The sequence below is a fragment of the Flavobacterium collinsii genome (assembly GCF_946903285.1).
In the GTDB taxonomy this organism is placed as follows: domain Bacteria; phylum Bacteroidota; class Bacteroidia; order Flavobacteriales; family Flavobacteriaceae; genus Flavobacterium; species Flavobacterium collinsii.
The window spans coordinates 2,008,166-2,031,357 of record NZ_OX336425.1 but is presented as its reverse complement, the minus strand read 5'-3'; the positions used below and the strand labels follow the sequence as shown (position 1 = coordinate 2,031,357).

The 23,192-nt window shown below is 35.5% G+C and carries 19 protein-coding genes and 1 tRNA gene; 5 read left to right on the top strand and 15 right to left on the bottom strand.

The window, feature by feature from the left end:
• The first annotated feature begins 543 nt into the window (after positions 1 to 543).
• The gene (locus tag OGZ34_RS08915) at positions 544 to 1,011 is read left to right on the top strand and encodes a hypothetical protein (RefSeq protein WP_263362797.1); all 468 of its coding nucleotides are present in this window, start codon (positions 544 to 546) and stop codon (positions 1,009 to 1,011) included.
• Between the two features lie 475 nt (positions 1,012 to 1,486).
• Positions 1,487 to 2,734, top strand: a complete 1,248-nt coding sequence (locus OGZ34_RS08910) for a TMEM143 family protein (RefSeq protein ID WP_263362796.1) — start codon at positions 1,487 to 1,489, stop codon at positions 2,732 to 2,734.
• Here the strand turns inward: OGZ34_RS08910 and OGZ34_RS08905 are convergent.
• Positions 2,731 to 2,967: a hypothetical protein gene (locus OGZ34_RS08905; RefSeq protein ID WP_263362795.1), complete on the bottom strand. Its 237-nt coding sequence runs from the start codon at positions 2,965 to 2,967 to the stop codon at positions 2,731 to 2,733. The genes OGZ34_RS08910 and OGZ34_RS08905 overlap by 4 nt on opposite strands.
• Positions 2,968 to 3,361: 394 nt before the next feature.
• Between OGZ34_RS08905 and OGZ34_RS08900 the strand changes: the two genes are divergently transcribed.
• The 3 genes from OGZ34_RS08900 to OGZ34_RS08890 all read left to right on the top strand — a co-directional run bounded on the left by OGZ34_RS08900 (position 3,362) and on the right by OGZ34_RS08890 (position 6,099).
• A complete protein-coding gene (locus OGZ34_RS08900) occupies positions 3,362 to 3,826 on the top strand; it encodes an Mpo1 family 2-hydroxy fatty acid dioxygenase (protein WP_263362794.1) in 465 nt (154 codons plus the stop codon).
• A gap of 147 nt (positions 3,827 to 3,973) precedes the next feature.
• Positions 3,974 to 4,165 (top strand): hypothetical protein, encoded by a 192-nt coding sequence (locus OGZ34_RS08895; protein WP_263362793.1) that lies wholly within the window; start codon positions 3,974 to 3,976, stop codon positions 4,163 to 4,165.
• Positions 4,166 to 4,461: 296 nt separating this feature from the next.
• Positions 4,462 to 6,099, top strand: coding sequence for a DUF2272 domain-containing protein (locus OGZ34_RS08890; RefSeq protein WP_263362792.1), 1,638 nt, complete (start codon positions 4,462 to 4,464; stop codon positions 6,097 to 6,099).
• A gap of 253 nt (positions 6,100 to 6,352) precedes the next feature.
• On the opposite strand, the gene OGZ34_RS08885 is transcribed toward OGZ34_RS08890, so the two are convergent.
• The 14 genes from OGZ34_RS08885 to OGZ34_RS08820 form a co-directional block, all read right to left on the bottom strand.
• Positions 6,353 to 7,294, bottom strand: a complete 942-nt coding sequence (locus tag OGZ34_RS08885; RefSeq protein ID WP_263362791.1) for an AraC family transcriptional regulator — start codon at positions 7,292 to 7,294, stop codon at positions 6,353 to 6,355.
• A gap of 179 nt (positions 7,295 to 7,473) precedes the next feature.
• Positions 7,474 to 7,547: transfer RNA gene (locus OGZ34_RS08880), tRNA-Arg, on the bottom strand.
• 87 nt (positions 7,548 to 7,634) lie between these two features.
• Positions 7,635 to 8,084, bottom strand: coding sequence for a GatB/YqeY domain-containing protein (locus OGZ34_RS08875; RefSeq protein WP_263362790.1), 450 nt, complete (start codon positions 8,082 to 8,084; stop codon positions 7,635 to 7,637).
• Positions 8,085 to 8,289: 205 nt separating this feature from the next.
• On the bottom strand, positions 8,290 to 10,317 hold the full coding sequence (ftsZ, locus tag OGZ34_RS08870; protein ID WP_173965560.1) for a cell division protein FtsZ: 2,028 nt from the start codon (positions 10,315 to 10,317) through the stop codon (positions 8,290 to 8,292).
• Between the two features lie 83 nt (positions 10,318 to 10,400).
• Positions 10,401 to 11,822 (bottom strand): cell division protein FtsA, encoded by a 1,422-nt coding sequence (gene ftsA, locus OGZ34_RS08865; RefSeq protein WP_173965559.1) that lies wholly within the window; start codon positions 11,820 to 11,822, stop codon positions 10,401 to 10,403.
• Positions 11,823 to 11,828: 6 nt separating this feature from the next.
• On the bottom strand, positions 11,829 to 12,551 hold the full coding sequence (locus OGZ34_RS08860; RefSeq protein ID WP_173965558.1) for a cell division protein FtsQ/DivIB: 723 nt from the start codon (positions 12,549 to 12,551) through the stop codon (positions 11,829 to 11,831).
• Positions 12,538 to 13,887 (bottom strand): UDP-N-acetylmuramate--L-alanine ligase, encoded by a 1,350-nt coding sequence (gene murC / locus OGZ34_RS08855; RefSeq protein WP_263362789.1) that lies wholly within the window; start codon positions 13,885 to 13,887, stop codon positions 12,538 to 12,540. Before murC ends, OGZ34_RS08860 begins: the two co-directional genes overlap by 14 nt.
• A 142-nt stretch (positions 13,888 to 14,029) precedes the next feature.
• Positions 14,030 to 15,115, bottom strand: coding sequence for an undecaprenyldiphospho-muramoylpentapeptide beta-N-acetylglucosaminyltransferase (gene murG / locus OGZ34_RS08850; RefSeq protein WP_263362788.1), 1,086 nt, complete (start codon positions 15,113 to 15,115; stop codon positions 14,030 to 14,032).
• A gap of 122 nt (positions 15,116 to 15,237) precedes the next feature.
• Entirely contained in the window at positions 15,238 to 16,551 is a 1,314-nt protein-coding gene (locus tag OGZ34_RS08845) for an FtsW/RodA/SpoVE family cell cycle protein (protein ID WP_263362787.1), read from the bottom strand.
• A gap of 88 nt (positions 16,552 to 16,639) precedes the next feature.
• Entirely contained in the window at positions 16,640 to 17,971 is a 1,332-nt protein-coding gene (gene murD / locus OGZ34_RS08840) for a UDP-N-acetylmuramoyl-L-alanine--D-glutamate ligase (protein WP_263362786.1), read from the bottom strand.
• Positions 17,972 to 19,207, bottom strand: coding sequence for a phospho-N-acetylmuramoyl-pentapeptide-transferase (gene mraY, locus OGZ34_RS08835; RefSeq protein ID WP_173965553.1), 1,236 nt, complete (start codon positions 19,205 to 19,207; stop codon positions 17,972 to 17,974).
• 115 nt (positions 19,208 to 19,322) lie between these two features.
• The gene (locus OGZ34_RS08830; protein ID WP_263362785.1) at positions 19,323 to 20,786 is read right to left on the bottom strand and encodes a UDP-N-acetylmuramoyl-L-alanyl-D-glutamate--2,6-diaminopimelate ligase; all 1,464 of its coding nucleotides are present in this window, start codon (positions 20,784 to 20,786) and stop codon (positions 19,323 to 19,325) included.
• A complete protein-coding gene (locus OGZ34_RS08825; protein ID WP_263362784.1) occupies positions 20,783 to 22,792 on the bottom strand; it encodes a penicillin-binding protein in 2,010 nt (669 codons plus the stop codon). The genes OGZ34_RS08830 and OGZ34_RS08825 overlap by 4 nt, the downstream gene beginning before the upstream one ends.
• On the bottom strand, positions 22,783 to 23,130 hold the full coding sequence (locus OGZ34_RS08820) for an FtsL-like putative cell division protein (RefSeq protein ID WP_173970292.1): 348 nt from the start codon (positions 23,128 to 23,130) through the stop codon (positions 22,783 to 22,785). The genes OGZ34_RS08825 and OGZ34_RS08820 overlap by 10 nt, the downstream gene beginning before the upstream one ends.
• Positions 23,131 to 23,192: the final 62 nt, after the last annotated feature.

The window sequence follows — 23,192 nt, the reverse complement described above, 5'->3', positions numbered from 1 at the left end:
ACGAATTACAGAACTACGCTGAATTATAAATCCTTACTAAAATGGATTATGAGAAATTCCGAATCTAAAATAACCCAGGGGCTTCTTAATGAGGATACCCTATACTTAGATGTTCGTTCCCAATTTCTGTTACACGAACATTAAAAATATTTTAATACTGGCTTTAAAAAAAAATTCTTAGACGCAATGCTCTATAGGCAATCCCGGCTCTTAACTCCGGTTACTTTAACTTGTAGATTCTCTTTAAATTTGAGGTGCATAAATTTAAACAAAACTTTCTGAATTCGATTCTGCTCTTGATAAAAATATTCTATTATCCCACATTTTTTTAAAGAACAAACAACAATATAAAATATCTGACTTACAGGTTCTCTGCTCAAATTTCTGCACTTAAAAACGGGGCCTATTGTAGAGTAAAAATCTGATATTTTTTCTATTATTAAAATGTTTACAATCTCAAAAAACAATCTGCTTTAAAGATATTTTTCTTACATAAATAAATTATCTTCGTGAGACTGTAAAACCTTAACCAAATTTTAAAAAATGACTCTTTTTAATTTTCTGTTTAAAAAATCAAATTCCAGATGCCCAAGATGTCTCGGAAAAGGTTTTGTAGATTGGGAAGATATAAAACGTTTAAACAATCAATTAAAATGGGCACCAGGCCCCTGTGCTTATTGCAATGCCTCAGGAAAAGCGACAGAAGAAATGCTCTCTAATGTGGCTGTAAATACTACTTACCTCACCATTGATTTACCAGAATCTGAAATAGAAAAAATAAAAAATGGAGACGAAGAAACTATAGAAAAAGGTAAGCTACAGGAACTTTTTGTAGAAAGTATTATAAAGTATACCGAATACCATTACCTAAACAAAAATATGGATGCCCAAAGTATCGCCGATTTGTATCTGAGTACAGAAAACGAAAAAGCCCCCTTTTCGGTAGAGAAAGAAAACCTGATACAATACATCAGTAAAATAATAGAATTAAAAAAAACTGAGCAAAAATAGTATCAAACAAAATTCTACTTCAGCTGCACTACAAAGTCGAGGATCCTAAAAAAAAATAAAAACCTCATTATCAAAACGAAAACCAACCTTTTCACACTTGCATTATTGTGGCAAAAAAAACCTAAAAACAGGTATAAATACGGGGTGTCAGATCTTTATTAAGTGGTAAAATTGCCGTAAATAATTTTTATTTAAAACTATAGTTTTCCTAAGGGAAAATTATGAATTGATGTCATTTTTTTTGGAACAATTAAGTGAGATTTCTAATCGATGCCAACGATTAAAAATCTCACTTTTTTTGATTATGTTTCTTCAATTGTTACGCCTGCTTCAGTTTATATTAGGTAACAGCAAAGATTTCTTCCTCGTTGAATATAAAACAACAACAAACTCCAAAAAACTCTATGATGATCAAAACAAAATCACTTTGAACCTATGTATCTTTGAGCCTTAAAAAACAAAGCCCTAAATCTCTATGACACGAGAACATTATATTCCTTTTAACAAAGAATTCTTACTGGAACAACAGCTTAGCGCCTTTGCTGACGATTCGAAAAAAGTTGATGATTTCAAAAAACTGTTCGATATTATCGAGCATTATTTTCATTACGAAGCTTTTAATCTTAACCGAAATCTAAAACAAAACTATGCTCAGTTTGATCCGGATTTGAGTCCAAAAGAACGTAAAAGTTTTAGAGGAAAAAGCGATTTCACCATTTTCAAAAAAACATTGCTTACGGTTTTAGAACAGGGAAATTATCGCCGAATAGATCAGGAAACACTAGACAAAGCTTTTGAAGATTCAGACTTAATTGGTTTAAAACTTTCAATTGATTTTAATGCCTTTAAAGATTACGAATTATACGTACGGGGACATCATAAAGCAAAAGAAAAGATTAAGAAATATTTTTTCTGGAAAAAAGAAATTGAAATCGAATATTATGATCGTGTCTTAATTTATCTCCATTACAGCGAAGAGGATTACATTAAAGAAAAGAAAGTGAAATTAGGAAAAATGCCCATTGAACCCGGGTCAGTTGCTTTAAAAATCTTTAAACGTGTTCCTAAAAATGATCTCGAAACCATATTTCCAAATGCCATTCCGAGAATGTCTACCACAGATAAATTATTTTTTTGGGTTCCCGGAATCGGAGGTGGAATTTCACTTTTAAGCACAACCGTAATCCCTGCTTTGATCGGTATGTATGCAGCATATCAATCGGGTGAGACTATAGATTTACTTAACAGCAAAGCTTCTTTAAACCAAGGTTTAATAGCATTGGGCATTTTGTCACTTTATCTGTTCCGTCAATACAGCAACTTTGTCAATAAGAAAATTAAATATTCCAAAATACTTTCAGATAGTCTTTATTTTAAAAACCTTGGAAATAACAGCGGTGCTTTTTATTCGCTGTTGAATTCTTCTGAAGAGGAGGTATTAAAGGAAACCATTCTGGCTTATACATTTTTGTTCAAAGCCGAATTCCCAATTACCGCCAATGAACTCGATACTCAAATTGAATCATGGTTTACAACAAAACTAAATACAGACCTGGATTTTGATGTTCAGGATGCTTTGTTAAAACTAAAAGATATGGGGCTTGGTATTGAATCCAATGGAAAATGGAGTGTACTTTCGCTAGATCAATCACTCAGTACGATCGACGCACTATGGGACAATGTTTTTGATTACAATCAGAAAGAAACTTCTCAGTGTCATTAATCAATAACTCTCATGATCAATAATGTTATAAATGAAACGAAAAAAGCGAGAAGAATAAGTACGCTAAAAATTATTCTTGCTTTTATGATTATATCTTCCAAAGTATCATTTCTTACCTCTAAATATTCATGAAAATTGAACTTGTTTATTACTTTCTCTGTTTGATCTTCTTTGCGTTGTAAAGTGACATAAACTTGTATGACTCTCTTTTTTTTAGTTTTCTTTCCACTCATACTCGATTATTTAACAAGATTTATTTTAAATTTGCCAAATTTAATAAGTAAAAAACGAATAGCACACCGAATAAAGCCATAAAACTATCAAAATAAGACATATACTCTATTATTTGAGTATTTAATCTAAAAATTGGAAATTTTTCATAGTCTAAGAAGTATGGAAATTTTAAAATGACTCAACTTTAATTTTTATACTAACCATTTTTATATCTGCTTTATCATTACAAACTCTATTACACTTTAAGGATTCCCTGAATTGTCTTCAGCTAAATTACCATTCCCTCCTACATCCGTATTTTTCTGAAGATTAACTACATTCCTTTCTACGAAAGTTTAAAACAGATAAAACTAAAGGAAATTTTAGTAGATTTACTATCCTAAATCCAAAACAATGAGAACATTAGAACAATGGTTTGATGAGTACGCAATAAGTCATCAAAACCCCAAAAACAAGGCGATTCATTATGTTTGCGTACCTGCTATTTACTTTTCTATCGTAGGTTTATTAATGAGTATTCCAAGCAATGTCATTTCCGATACTTTAAAACTAAATGCTCCTGTTATCGAAAACTGGGCAGCTGTTGTTTTAGTTTTTGTACTTCTTTTTTACATCCGTTTATCAGTAGCCATGGCCTTAAAGATTGCTGTTTTTTCGGCGATTTGTCTGGTTGTAAATTTTTATATCGGACAGGTTTTCCCTTTATGGATATTTTCCATCGGCGTATTTGCGATTGCCTGGATCGGACAGTTCTACGGACATAATATCGAAGGAAAAAAACCTTCTTTTCTAAAAGATCTTCAGTTTTTAATGATTGGCCCTGCCTGGGTGGTAGAGAATTTATTTTCCAGAAAGTAATTTTCTGCCGGAATAAAAGGAAAAATCAACAAAAAACCTGCTAAGATTTAAAAGCAGCTACATGCTATTCTGTTGGGAATCATACCCGCCGGAAGAGTTGTCGCTATTCTAAGAATACCAATTAACATACCTATAAAACCTTAAAAAATGGAAAAAAAAAGATCAATATCGTTTACTTTTTTGGTTGTCGCAATCATTTTAGGAGTAACGATTTATAAACAATTCGACTTTGAAAAGCTAAAATTCGAGAAACCCGCATTAGCAATAGTTTACATCATTGTTTTTTTAGTCTCAATTTACATTCTGGTAAGAAAACCAAAAGCGGGATCTGAAAAATAATCTTCTTTAACAAATCAAAAAAAATTAAAAAACCTGTTTCCAAACGAAACAGGTTTTTGTTTTAAGAGCCAATCCGCATCCGCTATTACTTTTCTTCGTTCTTTGTATTCTCCTTTTATATCTTACTCAAATCAGGTATAAACACTCGTTGTAAAGCGTCCTACAATTGATTAATTTTATATAAAATACTACATTTCAATCCTTTACAAGAAATATCACCCTCCTTATAAAAGAATATCCCCACGTCAACTACTTATCTACAATTCTTTTCAACGTAACTACTAAATTCAAACCATATGGCTTTTAGAGAAAAACTTATCAGTATTGCAAAAGAAGAATGGGAATTTTTCGGGATGCAGGAAATTCTCCGATACGAGAAAGACAAAAACGGTAAATCAATACCTGTTTTTGAAAAAATCGGACATCGGGAAACCGAAAACAATTATTACCAAAGAGTTGGTACCTATTGGAAAACGGGTGTAAATACAAATCTTGACGGCAAGGATGTTGACCAGCCATGGTCGGCCGCATTCATTTCGTATATCATGAAAACGGCCGGAGCCGAAAGTCGTTTTCTTTATAATGCGCAACATTCCGCTTACATCCGAAAAGCCATAATCGCCAAACAAAAAGAGGATACCGCTTATGGTTTTTGGGGGTATAGACTTTCTGACTATGTACCGGAAATTGGAGATCTAATATGTTACCTCAGAGAAGATTCTGTCGGAACTATTAATTACGACAGTACGACGAACAGTTACCCCTCTCATTCCGATCTTGTCGTAGATAAAAAAGGAAATACCTTAAAAGTGATTGGCGGTAATGTAGAGAATTCTGTAAGCTTAAAAAACGTTAAAATAGACGATAATGGCTTTTTAACAGACACTTCTAAAGCCTGGTTTGTTATTTTAAAAAACAGAATTGCTGCTCCCAATACGCCAGCTGTCCCGCCGACCACTACTACAAATGCAAAGACTTATTTAGTTACAGGCGATGGGGTACGAATACGAAAAAGTCCGGAAAAAACAACCGACAATAAAATTGGAGATTTGTTTAAAGGAGATGTTGTAAGCTATATTGAAACTTCCGGAGATAAGGAATGGGCAAAAGTAAAACACGGTGAAACAACTGGCTGGGTATCGCTCCAGTATTTGGCTCCTGTTGATGCCCCACAAAGTAATTCGGTTTATGACGACATTGCCAATATAGTTAAAGGTCTGGACGTTGTACGTTATTATTGGAAAGAGGGCCAGGGAATCGCTCCAATTGGTTACTATCAAGGTATGGCTTTAACGTATGGAAGAGTGTACTGCAAACTAAAAAAAGGGGATCCCATCGTAAAGGAAATGGCCAAAAAACCAGGCACAGATCCCAAAAAGGACTCTTTAACTCTTTACAATTCCATTTTTAAGGACAATGGCATGGATAATGACCAAAATGAAGCAGATACCCTTCGCCATGTTTTTGTGTTAATGATGGGCATGGGGATGCTTGAAAGTTCAGGAAGACATTGCGTTGGAGCGGAAAGAAACAAAAAAGGAGACATCATTAATCCTAAAGCAGAAGAAGCCGAAGCAGGATTGTTTCAAACCAGCTACAATGCGATCAGCAGTATTGGAGACCCGATGCTCAAAACGATTTATCAAAGCTATAAAGCCAATCCGGAAAATGGTTTTTTAACGTATTTTTCAAAGGGAGCTAACTGCAAGGCTCAGGAGGGCTATAATTCGGGAACTGGCGAAGGTGTCGTTTTTCAGGAACTCTCCAAAAAATGCCCTGCCTTTTCGGTCGAATTTACGGCTTTGTCCCTCAGAAAAACAAGCAGACACTGGAGCACCGTAAGAGACCAACGTGCCGAAATTATAAAGGGCTGCGATGATATGTTTTTAAAAGTGCAGCAGTACATTGATACCAATAACATAGAAACCCTATAAGCAAACGAACAACAAACAAAAAAACGCTCCCGAGAAAATATAACTCCACGGAGAAAAAGCATAAAAAAACGCCTTATTTAAAGGCGTTTTGTTTTTATAAATTTTAAATATGATCCCGACGATATAGAATACGATTATAAATACTTTATTCTAAAATTAAACTGCAAACCATTACGCGTCAAAGAAAAGGAGATCCTAAATGACAATTTCATTTCATTCCATTTAATTTAAATTAATTTCATTTTTACCGGTATCACAGTAATTTTATGGGGATGTAAATATCAATAATGTGAAGGTTCTCAGGATGTAGTTTCGGATCATTTAAATGACTTAAAAAGAAATTCCTGTTGTCCGGTTGATAGCCATTTTCTTCAAACCATACTTCATAAATATAATTCCAGGTTTTAAAACATTCAGACATTGGCGCTTCTTTATGAAAAATAGCATATAGGCCCCCGCTTATTACCGTACTGCCAATTACCCCCTCGCCCACTATTCTTTTGGGAACAGACAAACAAACATCAGCCTGAAGCTTTCCTTCTAAATTAGCATTGCTTCTGTAAACAGTTAACGCTTTGGTTTCAGGAAAATTTACTAAATTTCGAGGAGAAGCCCAGCTAAAAAGCTGCTTAAACATCTCTTCAAATGTTTTGCTATCATGCTTGTGAATATTGAGGTTTCGGATGTAAATAACATTAAATGCCTCTAGTTTTTTAATTTCAAAATCAAGTTTCATTGTTTCACTCATTTCAATATTTTTTAAATTATTTAATTTGAGTGCAAGGTAGTTTTCGATTTCGGACTGCATTTTTCCAATATTGCTATCTGTTATACCAATATTGCTATTTTGATATAGTTTTCGCCATTCTGTTGGCGTCATCTGTCTGACTTCGCGGAAACTTCTTGAAAAAGACGAAATGCTCAAAAAACCGCAGTCATTGGCTATTTCGCTAATCGTTTTTGAAGGATTGTTCATTAAGAAAAATAGCGCTCTTTCTATCTTTGCGTTTTTAATAAACTCATTGATAGTCGTTCCTGTTACTGACTTGAAAATTCGATGAAAATGAAATTTTGAGAAATTAGAAAGATCAGCCAATTTCTCTAAAGAAAGCACCTCCTGAAGGTTTTCTTTAATATAATCGATGCTTTTATTGATTCTAAAATAGTACTCTTTAACAGACTCTTCCTTTGTCATTCGTTTTGATCTATAATGGCTTCTTAACTAATAGTATTGGGATGTATGCACAAAGTTAAGAAAGTCAAACAAAACCTTTTTATTTTTTAAAGTTATCAGACCTCTTAAATTAAGATCTGTGACAAAGTTCCAGCCATAAAAAAAGCCTGAGAACATACATTCTCAGGCATTTGTTTTAGTGATCGCGGAGGGGTTCGAACCCCCAACCCTCAGAGCCGAAATCTGATATTCTATCCAGTTGAACTACGCGATCAAAAATATTAAACTTTCAAATTCCAAATCTCAAATTCCAGTTTTAGGATTGGAATTTGGAGTTTAAATCTTGGAATTTATATTGTTTTTATACCAATAATTTTTTTACAATTGCCGAAATGGTTTTCCCTTCAGCTGTTCCACCCAATTGTGCAGTAGCCAATCCCATTACTTTACCCATTGAAGCGATTCCCGAAGCTCCAGTTTCAGCAATGATTTTTGCTATTACTGCCTCTACTTCTTCTTCACTTAACTGAGCTGGTAAAAATTTCTCGATTACTGCTACCTGAGCCAATTCCGGTTCTGCTAAATCAGGACGGTTTTGCTCGGTAAAAATTCTGGCGCTTTCTTTACGAGTTTTCACCAATCTTTGAAGCAATTTAATTTCATCGTCTTCCGTTAATTCTTCTTTAGAACCTGAAGCCGTTGCAGCCAATAACATTTCAGACTTAATCGCTCTTAATGCTTCTAATGCTACTGTATCTTTTGCTCTCATGGCGGTTTTAATCTCGTCCATGATTAGTGTCTGTAAACTCATTTTTTACTTTTATTTAAATAAGCCAGGCTTATCGATTGCTAAATTACATTTAAACTATAATGTTGTCTTCGCCCTAACGCATCATCAAGATTCACTTTAAAAACCTGTTTACGAAGTCAAATTTTAAATTCTGTGCGAAGATAAAAAAAATAACCCGAAAATTAAATCCAATTTTCGGGTTATCCTAATTATTATGATTCTAAAATTAATCTACGTTGTCGTGCAAAAACGAATTGTTGGAGCGCAATTGTAAATCATTGTTACTATCTGTTCCAACCGAAATTCTTGAATTGGTGTTATTTGATTGTGAATTAGACAAATCGATACCTAATCTTTTGTAAGCAGGCTCTTTTTCCAGTTCATCAATTCTCGACACATTATTATGGAATTTATAATTAAATTCTTTTAATTTTTTTCTTCTTTCTTCAGCTCTCAAACGTAAAGTCTCTTCGATTGTCAATTCCATCGGAGAAACATTAGCCGTTGTTGAATAATCGGCATCTGTAGCAAAATCAGGTCTTGGTTTCATGGTGATATTCAATTCCTCAGGAATTACTTCTTCTACCACTTTTTCAACCGGTTTTGAGGTCATTAAATCGTTTTCAACCTCCATGTACTCTTCTAAAGAATACTTGATGATTCCCTTATCAGAAAGTTCCGTTACCGGTACAAATGAAACCGGATCATTCACTTTAATGTTACGGGTTTCATTAGTTAATTCGAATAAGATTTTAGTTTCTTCGACAACTGGTTCTTTTCTCACTTCAGGCTCTGATCTGAAGATTGGCAAATCAAATGAGAATGTCGTTTGCTCTTCTCTTTCGAATGTTCTTTGTTGTACTTGCTGAACAGGTTTTACATCCTGAAAAACTTCTGCCTGTGGAGCTGTAATTGTAAAATCAATATCCGTTATAGGCGAAACAATTTCAAAAGTAACGTCAAGATTTTTGATAAACTCAGACATTACCACTAATTCTTCCTGATTGATAGTTGGAGCAACTGCAACCGGAGCAACTTCAAATGGAGTAACTGCAACTGGCACAACCGGAGTAGGTGTTACGGGAGCAACCGTATCTTCATCATCCATTAATTCAAAAACAATTTTTTCTTCTGATTTACTCGTTGGTGTATCGATTGTTAAATCAAAAGAAGTAACTGATTTATTTGTTAGATTATGAACGCTTCTTTGCTCATCTTCTAAGGTATGAATGATTTTCTTAGGCTCTGTATTAACGATTTCATTCTGTTGTTCAACATCAAAACCTGTCGCAATAATAGTTACAGCGATAGCATCACCAAGAGTTTCGTCTTCACCAACTCCCATGATAATATTGGCATTGTAACCTGCTTCTACCTGAATGTGATCGTTTATTTCACCGATTTCATCCAGAGTAATCTCATTTGATCCAGAAACGATAAGCAACAATACGTTTTTGGCTCCTGTAATTTTATTGTCGTTTAACAACGGAGAATCCAATGCTGAAATAATAGCTTCTTTGGCTCTGTTTTCTCCCTCGGCAACAGAAGATCCCATGATCGCTGTTCCACTATTCGAAAGAACAGTTTTAGCGTCACGTAAATCGATATTTTGAGTATAGTGGTGCGTAATTACCTCGGCAATACCTCTCGAGGCAGTTGCTAAAACTTCATCCGCTTTAGAGAATCCGGCTTTAAAACCAAGATTTCCATATACTTCTCTTAATTTATTATTGTTGATCACAATTAACGAATCGACCTGCTTACGCAATTTTTCGATTCCTAAAAGAGCCTGCTCCTGACGTACCTTCCCTTCAAACTGAAACGGAATGGTAACAATACCAACAGTTAAGATTTCTCTTTCTTTGGCCAATTGTGCAATTACCGGAGCTGCACCGGTACCTGTTCCACCCCCCATACCAGCGGTAATAAATACCATCTTAGTACCACGGTCTAACATTTTCTCGATATCAGCAATACTTTCTATAGCAGACTGTTGTCCTACATCAGGATTTGCTCCTGCTCCAAGACCCTCTGTTAAGTTCATACCTAACTGAATTTTGTTTGGTACCGAACTGTTCTGCAGTGCCTGTGAATCGGTATTACAAACGATAAAATCTACGCCTTTAATACCTTGTTTAAACATATGGTTGATAGCATTACTACCACCTCCACCTACACCTATTACTTTGATAACATTTGATTGGTTTTTTGGTAAATCAAATGAAATACTTCCAAATTCTGAGTTGCTCATCATCTTTTTGGTTTTTGAAATTCTTATTTAATACATTTTTTACTTCTTGATCTGGGGCAAAAAGTAAGTCCTTTTCTCTTATTATTTTATTCTGCGTTGTCTAAAAAATCTTTGATTTTATCGACATATCGGTCGAAAAATGATCTTCTTATTTTTGTTTCTGTAGATTCTTCCTTTGAGTTGTTGTTTCGAACTTCTCTGGTTTCTTCAATAGTTTCTACTCTTTCAACGTAGTTTTCTTCTACTTCGTATCGCTGTTGTACCGGCTGTTGTTGCTGTGGCGGTACATTTCTGTAAACCACTTTTGGCTGATCATTTACAATCTCCATTCTAACAGCACTTTGCGTACTATTTTCGATACTGTTCATTACTAAACCAACTGCAGTTGCAAATAACGGACTGGAAATTTCTTCGCTGGAATTTCCTGCCAGGTGCTCATTTGGATATCCAATTCTGGTATCCATACCAGTAATATACTCTACTAATTGTTTAATGTGTTTTAGTTGAGCACCTCCACCTGTAAGAACGATTCCGGCAATTAACTTTTTACGGGGATCTTCATGTCCGTAAGCCTTAATCTCTGCAAAAACCTGTTCTACAATCTCCACCACACGGGCATGAATAATTTTAGACAAATTTTTAAGCGAAATTTCTTTTGGCTCTCTTCCTCTTAATCCCGGGATAGAAACAATTTCGTTGTCTTTATTTTCTCCCGGCCAGGCCGATCCGAATTTTATTTTTAAAAGCTCTGCTTGTTTTTCAATAATTGAACAGCCTTCTTTAATATCGTCTGTAATAACATTTCCTCCAAAAGGAATTACAGCGGTATGACGAATAATACCATCTTTAAAAATGGCCAAATCTGTTGTTCCGCCACCAATATCAATTAATGCTACTCCGGCCTCTTTCTCCTCCTGACTTAAAACCGCATCGGCAGAAGCCAAAGGTTCTAATGTTAGTCCGGATAATTCGATTCCCGAACTCTGAATACATCTTCCAACATTTCTGATCGAAGAAGCCTGTCCTACCACTACGTGAAAACTGGATTCCAATCTACCACCGTACATTCCGATAGGCTCTTTAATTTCAGATTGCCCGTCAATTTTAAACTCTTGTGGCAAAACATGTATAATTTCTTCTCCCGGTAACATGGCCAGTTTATTAACCTGGTCAATCAAAAGCTGAATATCTTTTTCACCAATTACTTCTTCCGGATTATTACGGCTGATGTAATCTGTATGCTGAATACTTCTGATGTGCTGTCCGGCAATCCCCACAACCACATCCTTAATTTTATAACCTGAATTATTTTCTGCTTCAAGTATTGCTTGCTGAATCGATTGAATCGTTTGTGTGATGTTGTTTACAACTCCTCTCGCGACTCCCAAACTTTTGGATTTTCCAATACCCAAAATCTCCAGTTTACCATACTCATTCTTCTTGCCTATCATGGCAACTATTTTGGTTGTTCCAATATCTAGACCTACTGCAATGTTATCTTTTTCCATTTTCTATTATTTTGTGCAAACTACTTGTTCCGTAAACCTAAGGTCAATTTTATTGTATTTGTATAACGAACTATCTAAAACCGCTTTTTGAAAAAAGGCTTTATAGTTATTAAATTTCTTATCAACATTCATCGTTCTCCCAAAATCGATGAAGTAATTATAATTTCTATTAAACATTTTTAAGCTGCCATTAGGCATAATTTGTATTGCAATGATGTTTTTTTTCAAAAACGCATCGTCATAAATTGTGCGAAATAAAGCAGCTAAATCTTCGTTATTTTTTTTATTAATTGCCCCCGAAACAAGAGGAACTCTCGCAGTATAATTGTCTGATAAAGGCATTTTATTACCCTCATAGTCAATATAAAAAGACTGATCACCATCATAAACTCGCGCTATTGGTGTCTTCTGTTTTACTACTGCTTTTAGAACGCCATCGATACTTACAAAAACATCTGACTTCTCAATCATGTCTTGCGCATCGAGGGTTTTCTCTATCTTATTCAAATCTAACTCATCTTTTCTAATACTGGAAGCATCTCTTTTATTTTCTATCAACAATTTATTAACCGTTTCAGGCTTCACAAAAAGCGTATTTTCTCCTACAAAAACAACCATAGATTTCTTCAATTTTCTATCTCCATTTCGATGTTGCGCGAAAGAATATAAAAAAAGAACAAGCCCTAAAATGAGTACTAATCGAATATTTGTCCAATTAAATATTTTCATTCAGCATTTTTTTGATTGATGGAACCATTTCACCAAGATCACCAGCTCCTATTGTCACAATTATTGGCGCATCACTGGCTTTGATCTCCGCTAATAAATCATTTTTTGCAACAATTTTCTTATTCGAATTTGTCATTTTACCCAACAGCCATTCCGATCTAATCCCTTCCATTGGTAATTCACGTGCCGGATAAATATCCATTAAAAATACTTCGTCAAACTGAGACAAACTTTCAGCAAATCCATCTGCAAAATCTCTTGTTCTGCTAAACAAATGTGGCTGAAAAATCGCCAGAACTTTTCGTCCCGGATACAATTCACTAACGGCCTGATGAACAGCGTTTATCTCTGTTGGATGATGTGCATAATCATCGATATAAACTAAATTTTCAGACTTAATCTGATACGAAAAACGTCTTCTGATTCCATTGAATGAAGCAATGGCCTTTGCAATGGAGTCGGTCGGGGTGCCGAACGTTGTAGCCATTGCAATAGCCATCAGTCCATTCATTAAATTGTGCTTTCCAGGCAATCCAAAACGCAGGTCCGTCATGACTTCTGATGGTGTCTGCACGTCAAAAACATAACTTCCGTTATCAATACGAACATTAAAAGCCTTATATACTGCTTCTTCATTTATAGCACACTGAACTCCTTCAAGCGGCAGTTCTTTGGTTATAAACAAGTTATTTTTATCTTCCACTTTTGAAGCAAATTCGACAAACGAAGCTTCAATAGCATCACTGGTTCCGTAAATATCCAAATGATCTGCATCCATTGAAGTAATGCAGGCAATATTAGGATGTAAGTGCAAAAACGAACGGTCAAATTCATCTGCCTCTACTACGGTTACTGTTTTTCCTTCTCCGATCAGATTCGAATTATAATTCTCTACAATTCCACCCACAAAAGCAGTGACATCTGCCCCGCTTTCATACAAAATGTGTCCTAAAATACTTGAGGTTGTAGTTTTTCCATGTGTTCCTGCTACAGCAAAACAAAACGTGTCTTTAGTGATAATCCCTAAAACTTCAGCGCGTTTTTTAACCACATAATCTCTTTCTGTAAAATAATTCCATTCAGAATGTGTTTTGGGTACAGCCGGTGTAATAATCACCAGTGTATTCTCGGTATAATAGTCCTTTGGAATTAAACCAATATTATCTTCAAAATGAATATCAATACCGCTTTCAATCAACTCGCTTGTCAGCATAGATGGTGTCTTATCGTAACCGGAAACCTGTTTCCCTATATTTTTAAAATAGCGGGCCAGAGCACTCATTCCGATGCCTCCAATACCAATAAAATAAACGTTTTGTATTTGATTTAAATTCATTTCTTTTTTTGCTTTTTTATTGCTTTAAGCAATAGGCTTTAGGCTATAAGCCTTCCACTTTTGTCTTTATTATTTATTCTCTTTTGCACTTTAATCTTTAGGATAAGCTTAAAGCTTAAAGCTTACTGCCTACAGCCAACAGCTAAATCAGCTTCACAATCTCTGCAACAATTGCCTGTGTTGCTTTTGGCATGGCCAATTTCTTAATATTTGCACTTAATTGTTTTTGCTTTCCTTCATCTTTAAGCAAAGCTTCAAAAACAATACTAAATTCATTATCTAATTCTGATTCCTTCAGTAAAATAGCTCCTTTAGCCTCTACAATAGCCTGTGCATTTTTAGTCTGATGGTCTTCAGCTACGTTAGGTGACGGAATAAATATTACCGGTTTCCCTACAATACACAATTCCGAAACCGATGATGCTCCTGCACGTGAGATAATCACATCTGCAGCTGCATATACAAAATCCATTCTTTCAATGAAATCAATCACCTTAACATTTTGCTGATTGTACTTTTTATATTCTTCAAAATACAACTTCCCACATTGCCAAATTACCTGAACATCTTGTGAAAGAATTTTTTGCAATTCTTTTTCAATTAATTGATTGATTCTTCTCGCTCCTAAGCTTCCACCTAAAACCAACAATGTCTTTTTATTCGGATCTAAACCATAAAAAGCAATTGCTTCCACACGTTTGCTCTCGATGTCAATCAAATCCTGGCGAACCGGATTCCCGGTCAGAACGATTTTTTCTTTTGGAAAAAAACGCTCCAGATTTTCGTAGGCTACACAAATTGCATTTGCTTTTTTACTTAGCAATTTATTTGTAATTCCCGGAAACGAATTCTGCTCCTGAACAACTGTTGGAATTCCAGCCGATCCAGCTGCCTGCAGTAAAGGTCCGCTGGCAAAACCTCCTGTACCAATCACTACATTTGGCTTAAACTGTTTTATAATTCGTCTTGACTCCAGCAAACTTGTTGCCAATTTTAACGGAAACATCAAATTTTGTAATGTCAGCTTTCTTTGCAAACCTGCAATCCAAAGCCCTTTAATTTCGTAACCTGCCTGAGGTACTTTCTGCATTTCCATTTTATCTTTGGCACCTACAAAAAGAAACTCAGCATCAGGAAATTGCAATTTTAATTCATTTGCAATAGCAATTGCAGGATAGATATGCCCACCTGTACCACCACCACTTAATATGAATTTATATTTTGTCATATTTTTTTTAGTTACGAGTTGTGAGTTATGAATTGTGAGTTCTCTCCATACTTCTCAACCTATTTCTCAATTCTCTTTCTTCCATTATCTTTCCTCTATTCTCTATTCTCTCAGCTCTATACTTATTTATTTAAAACTGCATTCATCGGATTTCTTGAATTGTCTTCAATCGAATACGATCCTTCTTCTTCATATATCTTTTCATCTGCAGGCAAATCTTCTTCTGCTAATTCTTTATCAATTAACCTCTGAAGCGCTTCTCTCCTTCTTTCTTTTTCTTCCTGCTCTTCAGCGATTTCTTCTTCTTTCTTCGTTACACTAATGATGATCCCAAGAGAAAAACAAGTCATCCAAATCGAACTACCTCCACTACTAATCAATGGAAGTGTTTGTCCTGTTACCGGCAACAGCTCTACCGCAACAGCCATATTAATCATTGCCTGAAAAATCATCGGGAACCCGAGTCCGACGACGACGAGCTTTCCAAACAGCGTATTGGCTTTATGCGATGCTATCACAAATCGGAACAATAACAATAAGTACAAAACCAAAATCGACACCCCACCCACTAAACCATATTCTTCTACAATAATCGCATAGATAAAATCGGAAGAAGATTGTGGTAAAAAGTTCTTCTGAACACTTTTTCCCGGTCCTAAACCTCCCAGTTTTCCAGATGCTATTGCGATTTTTGCTTTTTCAATCTGATAATCATCTTCATCCGGTTTATCAGTGGTAAAATTTTCTATACGACTTCCCCAGGTACTTACCCTGCTAAAGAATCTCGAATCCGGAAACGCTTTCGCCACCAAAAGGAAGAACGCAAACATTGCAATTCCGGAACCAATGATAAAACCAATATATTTTAATGGATACTTTCCAATAAATGTCAGCATAATTACCATGGCAAAAATCAACGCCGTAGTCGAAAAATTCGCAGGTAAAATAAGTGCCAACGTAATAAAAACCGGCAACCAAAGCTGTATTAAAGAAGCCTGAAACGGCTCGCTCTCATCTCTGGTTTTCGACAGATATCGCGCCACAAATATGAATAATATACTGGCAGCCAATGTCGACGTCTGAAACGTAATTCCGATAAAAGGAACCTGAATCCAACGACTTGCATTTGCACCTGCAATAACAGTACCTTTTAATAAAGTATAAAGCAATAAAAACCAAACAATAGGCAACGCAATTTTTGAGATCGCTCTGAAATAATGATACGGCACACGATGTACCCAATAAATAATCAGAAAACCAATACAAACATGAGCCAGATGTTTCACCAAATACCCTAAGGTGTTTCCGGTCCCATGACCTATATACGCCAGATTACTACTCGCACTAAAAACAGGCATAAACGAAAACAATGCCAATAAAGCCACGAATGACCATATTACCCTGTCTCCTTTTAATTTGTTCACCAGCTCTTTCATAATCTTTTGTTTCAGGTTTATTTTGTTTCAAGTTTCATGTTTTAGGCATCGAACTTGAAACCTGAAACATAAAACTATAAACTATCTTTTATAAATTGTGCACCGCTTGCTTAAACTGTCTACCTCTGTCTTCGTAGCTTTCAAATAAATCGAAACTTGCGCAGGCAGGAGACAATAAAACCGTATCTCCTTTTTCTGTTAAACGCTGTGCTGTTTTTACAGCATCGTTCATATTATTTACTTCGACCATGATATCCACCACATTTCCGAAAGCATTGATGATTTTATGATTATCAATTCCAAGACAAATGATAGCTTTTACTTTTTCACGAACTAACGACATCAATTCGTTATAATCGTTTCCTTTATCAACTCCACCTACTATCCAAACTGTTGGAACATTCATGCTGTCTAACGCAAAGAAAGTAGCATTAACATTTGTGGCTTTCGAATCGTTGATGTATTGTACATTCTGAATTTTAAGTACTTTTTCTAAACGGTGTTCAACACCTTGAAAATTAGATAAACTTTCGCGAATTGTTGCATTTCTTATTTGCATCAACTTCGCTACAGAGCTTGCTGCCATTGCGTTCTTCATGTTATGTTTTCCTTCTAACGCAATGTGTTCTGTTTCCATTGTAAACTCTTCTTGGTTGATCTTTATTTCCATTTTGTTGTTATTTATAGAAGCCCCTTCACCTAATTTTTCAGTCAATGAAAAAGGAATTAATTTTGCTTTTGTTTTGTTGTTCTTCAACCATCCTGCAATCGCCTCATCATCTGCGTCATAAATCAAATAATCACTCTCGGTCTGATTCATCGTTATTCGAAACTTCGAATTGATATAGTTCTCATATTTATATTCGTATCGGTCTAAATGATCCGGACTAATATTGGTTATAATCGCAATATCCGGTCTGTAATCAATAATTCCGTCAAGCTGAAAACTGCTCAGCTCAAGCACATAGGCATCGTATTTATTCTCGGCAACCTGCCAGGCAAAACTTTTTCCTATGTTTCCCCCCAGCCCTACATTCAAACCCGCTGACTTCAGTAAATAATGTGTCAGCATCGTTGTGGTAGTTTTTCCGTTACTACCTGTAATTCCGATAGTCAATGCTTCCGTAAAAGGTTTTGCAAATTCTATTTCCGAAATTACTTTTACTCCGGCTGCTACCAGTTTTTTTACGATGGGAGATTTCTCCGGAATCCCTGGACTTTTCATCACCACATCGGCATTTAAAATCAGGTCTTCTGTATGCTGTTCTTCTTCCCAGGCAATTTTATTAATGATAAGAACTTCTTTGTAACTTTCTTTTATCTTTCCAAAATCCGACACAAAAACATCGTATCCTTTTTTCTTTCCGAGAATAGCAGTACCTACACCGCTTTCTCCTCCGCCTAACACTACCAATCTCATCTATCTTAATTTTAAAGTAACGATTGATAATATGGCTAACATGATGGCAACAATCCAAAATCGGGTTACGATTTTACTCTCATGATATCCCTTCTTCTGATAATGATGGTGTAATGGCGACATCAGAAAAATTCTACGGCCCTCACCGAAACGCTTTTTGGTAAATTTGAAATAACTCACCTGCAGAACAACAGAGAAATTTTCTACCAAAAAGATTCCACATAATAACGGAATCAATAGTTCCTTACGAACTGCAATTGCCAAAACCGCAATAATTCCTCCAATAGTCAAACTTCCCGTATCCCCCATAAAAACAGAAGCCGGATAAGAGTTGTACCAAAGAAACCCAATTAACGCCCCCACAAATGCAGAAATAAAAACCGTCATCTCTCCTGAGTTCGGTATATACATGATATTGAGATAATTTGAAAAAATGATATTTCCCGAAAGGAATGTGAATATCCCCAGTGCCAGAACCGAAACTGCCGAAGTTCCTGCGGCGAGCCCATCAATACCGTCTGTTAAATTTGCACCGTTTGAAACTGCTGTGATAATAAAAATTACCACCGGAATAAAAATCAACCAAGCCCATTTTTCATATCCTTCACCTGTCCACGCTAAGATTTCAGCGTAGTCGAATTCGTTATTTTTCACAAAAGGAATTGTGGTAGCCGTTGACTTTTCTTCAACAGGTGCCGGCAAAACTACCGTTGTATTATTACCTGACGCTTTAAAAATATCTGTTCTTCCTGTATCTGTTCTAACCGTTACAGCAGGATTAAAATAAAGCACAGATCCCACTATAATACCTAAACCAACCTGTCCAATAACTTTAAAGATTCCTTTAAGTCCTTGCTTGTCTTTTTTGAATATTTTGATGTAATCGTCTACAAAACCAATTGTTCCCATCCAAAGTGTGGTCACAATAAGCAATACAATATAAATATTATGCAAACGAGCAAACAACAAAACCGGTACGAGCGTCGCAAAAATGATAATCAGTCCCCCCATTGTCGGAGTTCCTGCTTTTTCATTCTGACCTGCAAGACCTAACTCTCTAACCGTTTCACCAACTTGCTGATTACGCAAAAAGTTTATAATTCTTTTTCCGTAAATCGTTGATAAAAGCAATGAAAGCATCAATGCTAAAGCCGATCTGAAAGTGATGTACTGAAAAACTCCCGTTCCTGGTACATCTAATGTTTTGTCTAAATATTCAAATAAATAGTATAGCATATTTCTCTATTTTTTAAATTCCGATTTTGAATTAAATTCCAATTTTTAAATCCCAAATTCCAACATTAAATTGGGTTTTGGGTTTTGGAATTTCCATTTTGGAATTTCCCTTATATTATTTCCCTAATTGTTCTAAAATTTCTTTTACCGTTTCCATGTCGTCAAAATGATGACGCACTCCATTTATCTCCTGATAAGTTTCATGTCCTTTACCGGCAATTAAGATAATATCATTGGACTGTGCCAATTGACAAGCTGTTTTAATAGCCTGTTTTCTATCGGAAATTCTCAATATCTTTTTATAATTATGAGCCTCAACCCCTTTTTCCATTTCATCTAAAATCACTTCAGGGTCTTCGTTTCTTGGATTGTCCGAGGTTAAAATTGCCTTATCACTAAGATCTGTAGCAATTTTTGCCATAATTGGTCTTTTCGTTTTATCTCTGTTTCCACCACAACCTACAACTGTAATCAGCTGTTCGTTTTTGGTACGGATATCGTTAATTGTCTTTAAAACATTATCCAAAGCATCCGGCGTGTGGGCATAATCTACAATCGCTGTGATGTTTCCTTCTGAAACAATATACTGAAAACGTCCCGAAACACTTTCTAAATCAGACAGTAAGCGCAACGCTTCAAGACTATCCATTCCTAATTCTACAGCTGTACCGTAAATTGCCAGAACGTTGTAAGCATTAAAAGTTCCTATTAGTTTTACCCAAACTTCATTATCGTTTACTTTCAACAATAAACCCGACAATTGGCTTTCCAGAATCTGTGCTTTAAAGTCCGCATATGATTTTAAAGCATAAGTAAATTTTCTGGCAACCGTATTCTGCAACATCACACTTCCGTTTTTATCATCAATATTTGATAAGACAAAAGCTGTTTTTGGCAACGAATCAAAAAAAGATTTTTTCACATCTCTGTATTCCGCAAAAGTTGGGTGATAATCTAAATGGTCGTGTGACAAATTCGTAAAAATTCCTCCAACAAAATGCAGTGCCTCTGTTCGTTTTTGGTGAATTCCGTGTGAACTTACTTCCATAAAACAATGCGTCACACCTGCCTCGATCATTTCGTTCAGATAATGATTGATTGTAATAGAATCCGGTGTGGTATGTGTTGCTTTATATTCGGTTTCATCAACCATGATTTTTACAGTTGATAATAACCCAACTTTAAAACCTGCTTTTTGAAACAACTGAAATAATAATGATGCAATGGTTGTTTTACCGTTTGTACCGGTAACTCCAACCAGTTTTAATTTTTCGGATGGATTTCCGAAGAAATTAGCCGCCATAAAAGCCAAAGCCGCATTGGTATCTTTTACTTTAATATAGGTAATTCCTTTTTCGATATTTTCAGGCAGCGTATCGCAAATAATCGCAATGGCCCCCAATTGAATCGCTTTATCAATATAATCGTGGCCATCAGAAAGTGATCCGCGAATAGCTACAAAAACATCATTTGCCTCAATTTTTCTCGAGTCAAAATCAATTTTATGGATATCGATTTCTGTTGAACCTGTTACTGATTCAATCGCTACTTTGTATAATATGTCTTTCAGTATTTTCACGATAATTCTAATACTATAATTGCGTTTTTACTAATGTTTTGTCCCGGTTGAATAGACTGTTTTTTCACCTTTCCTACTCCAATAACCCTTACTTTTAAATTAAGGTTTTCTAACAATGCAACAGCATCCATTCCCGGCATTCCTTTTAAATCCGGAACCTGATTTAATTTTTTATTTGCTTCTGCCGTATACTTGTTATAACTACTGTCTTGTTTTGGAATCCTTGAATCCAGTCTTTTTATTTTATTTGTTGAGGGCGCGTCTGTAAATATTTTCTGAGCGATTCTTTTAAAAACAGGTCCCGAAACGTCTGCACCATAATAATTATTTTTTGATGTATTAGGCTTATGCACTACTACTATACAGGAATATTTAGGATGTTCGGCCGGAAAATATCCCACAAAAGAAGACGCATAATATAACGCAGACTTTCCTTCTTTACCTCCATAATTAACCTGTGCTGTTCCGGTTTTTCCTGCCATCGAAAAATCTTTCGAATACAACTTAGAGCCAGTTCCCTTTTTTACCACATTGAGCAATACTGCTCTTACTTTATTAATGGTTTCCTGCGAACATACTTTCGGATTGATTACTTCTACATCAAACTTCTTAATCGTTTTGTTCCATTCTTTAATTTCCGAAACAAACTGTGGCTTAACCATCACTCCATTGTTTGCAACTGCATTGTAAAGCGCCAGTGTTTGCATTGGTGTTACCGAAACTCCGTAACCAAAAGCCATCCACGGAAGTGAAACTCCTGACCAATGCTTGTCCCCTGGTTGTGGAATATAAGGCCTTCCTTCTCCCTTAAAATGCAATCCTAATGTTTTATTTAATCCGTACGAGTTAATATGATTTACAAACTTTGAAGGATCACTTTTATAATTGTCATAAACTGCCTGAACCATTACCGTATTCGACGAAAGTTCAAATCCTCGTGCCAGCGAAATCTTCCCATAACCTCCTCTGTGCGAATCACGAACAGCACGTCCATAATACCTCATTTCTCCTCCATGACTATCAAAGACAGTACTTGTATCAGCTACTTTATCTTCTAAAATAGCCATTAAATCAACCAATTTAAAAGTTGATCCCGGCTCATGAGACTCGGCTATAGCATAATTTGTGGTTTCATAATACGATCCGTCTTCTGATCTTCCCAAATTTGAAATCGCTTTGACATGCCCTGTTTCAGTCTCCATCACCACTACACAACCATGATCTGCCTCATATTCTTCCAACTGTTTCAGTAAGGCATGGTGCGCGATATCCTGAATAAAAACATCAATAGTCGAAATGACATCAAAACCATCCTGTGGGTCAACTTCATTGACATCCCGAATAGGTTTCCACTGTCCTTTTGCAATTTTTTGTTTTAAAATTTTACCGTCTTTACCGTTTAAATAACTTTTGTAAGCCCATTCAATCCCTTTACCTACTTCGATTCCGGTTGCCGGATCAATACGGTCGTAACCAATGGTTCTTTCCGCAATTTTCCCTATCGGGTGTTTTCTTACCGTTTCCTGTTCAATAATAATCCCTCCTTTAAAAGCTCCTAAATTGAATAAAGGAAAGCCTTTTATCTTCACGTATTCGGTATAGCTCAAATTACGGGCAATCAAATAATAACGGTTTTTATTTGCTCTTGCTTTTCTTAATTCCTGCTCATAATATCCTCCTGGTCTATCTAAAACAGTTGCTAATGAATCGGATAATGCTTTTACATATTTCTCAAAAGTCTCCGTTTTTGGAGCTTTAGCATCAAATCTAATTTCATAATTAGGAATTGATGTCGCCAGCAAACTTCCGTCAGCCGAATAGATATTTCCTTTGTTTGCCGGAATTACAAAATTTCTAACCGTACGCTGTTTCGCCAGTTTTCTGTAATAATCTCCTTCAACCCATTGAATATTGGTTAACTTAACGACAATAGCAATTGCCATCACAAAGATGAAAACTGCTACGAGGTAAATTCTGTAGGATATATGTTTATCTTCTACTGCCATATTCTTTTAAAGAAACTTTTTTCTTCTTCTTTTTTAACTTCTATTTTAACCGGAGGAACTGTTGAAGGATGAATATCTTTTTTCTCCATTTCACTTGTCACAGTTGACTCCATTTTTAGTTTTTGCAATTCAGAACGACGATCTACAAATTCAGATCTCAATTCTTTTACTTCATTGCTTAGTTTTGCTATTTCAAAAACCTTTTGCTCGTATCGTTGTGTATTGGCAATCATCAGGATAGCAAGCAGAATTATAAAAACAATGAATCTCCAGTTCTTCACTGCATCATCGTTTAATAAAAATCTCGCCTTTAATATGCCAAATACACCACTTTTCATTTTTTCTACCTATATATATTATACTAGCCTGTTTGATTGTTGAACCGTTTATGATTTCAAAT

Bases quoted from the DNA above. Each gene is read 5' to 3' on its own strand.
- OGZ34_RS08915 (WP_263362797.1), top strand. From the start codon at position 544: ATGACTCTTTTTAATTTTCTGTTTAAAAAATCAAATTCCAGATGCCCA.
- OGZ34_RS08910 (WP_263362796.1), top strand. From the start codon at position 1,487: ATGACACGAGAACATTATATTCCTTTTAACAAAGAATTCTTACTGGAA.
- OGZ34_RS08905 (WP_263362795.1), bottom strand. From the start codon at position 2,967: ATGAGTGGAAAGAAAACTAAAAAAAAGAGAGTCATACAAGTTTATGTC.
- OGZ34_RS08900 (WP_263362794.1), top strand. From the start codon at position 3,362: ATGAGAACATTAGAACAATGGTTTGATGAGTACGCAATAAGTCATCAA.
- OGZ34_RS08895 (WP_263362793.1), top strand. From the start codon at position 3,974: ATGGAAAAAAAAAGATCAATATCGTTTACTTTTTTGGTTGTCGCAATC.
- OGZ34_RS08890 (WP_263362792.1), top strand. From the start codon at position 4,462: ATGGCTTTTAGAGAAAAACTTATCAGTATTGCAAAAGAAGAATGGGAA.
- OGZ34_RS08885 (WP_263362791.1), bottom strand. From the start codon at position 7,294: ATGACAAAGGAAGAGTCTGTTAAAGAGTACTATTTTAGAATCAATAAA.
- OGZ34_RS08875 (WP_263362790.1), bottom strand. From the start codon at position 8,084: ATGAGTTTACAGACACTAATCATGGACGAGATTAAAACCGCCATGAGA.
- ftsZ (WP_173965560.1), bottom strand. From the start codon at position 10,317: ATGATGAGCAACTCAGAATTTGGAAGTATTTCATTTGATTTACCAAAA.
- ftsA (WP_173965559.1), bottom strand. From the start codon at position 11,822: ATGGAAAAAGATAACATTGCAGTAGGTCTAGATATTGGAACAACCAAA.
- OGZ34_RS08860 (WP_173965558.1), bottom strand. From the start codon at position 12,551: ATGAAAATATTTAATTGGACAAATATTCGATTAGTACTCATTTTAGGG.
- murC (WP_263362789.1), bottom strand. From the start codon at position 13,887: ATGAATTTAAATCAAATACAAAACGTTTATTTTATTGGTATTGGAGGC.
- murG (WP_263362788.1), bottom strand. From the start codon at position 15,115: ATGACAAAATATAAATTCATATTAAGTGGTGGTGGTACAGGTGGGCAT.
- OGZ34_RS08845 (WP_263362787.1), bottom strand. From the start codon at position 16,551: ATGAAAGAGCTGGTGAACAAATTAAAAGGAGACAGGGTAATATGGTCA.
- murD (WP_263362786.1), bottom strand. From the start codon at position 17,971: ATGAGATTGGTAGTGTTAGGCGGAGGAGAAAGCGGTGTAGGTACTGCT.
- mraY (WP_173965553.1), bottom strand. From the start codon at position 19,207: ATGCTATACTATTTATTTGAATATTTAGACAAAACATTAGATGTACCA.
- OGZ34_RS08825 (WP_263362784.1), bottom strand. From the start codon at position 22,792: ATGGCAGTAGAAGATAAACATATATCCTACAGAATTTACCTCGTAGCA.
- OGZ34_RS08820 (WP_173970292.1), bottom strand. From the start codon at position 23,130: ATGAAAAGTGGTGTATTTGGCATATTAAAGGCGAGATTTTTATTAAAC.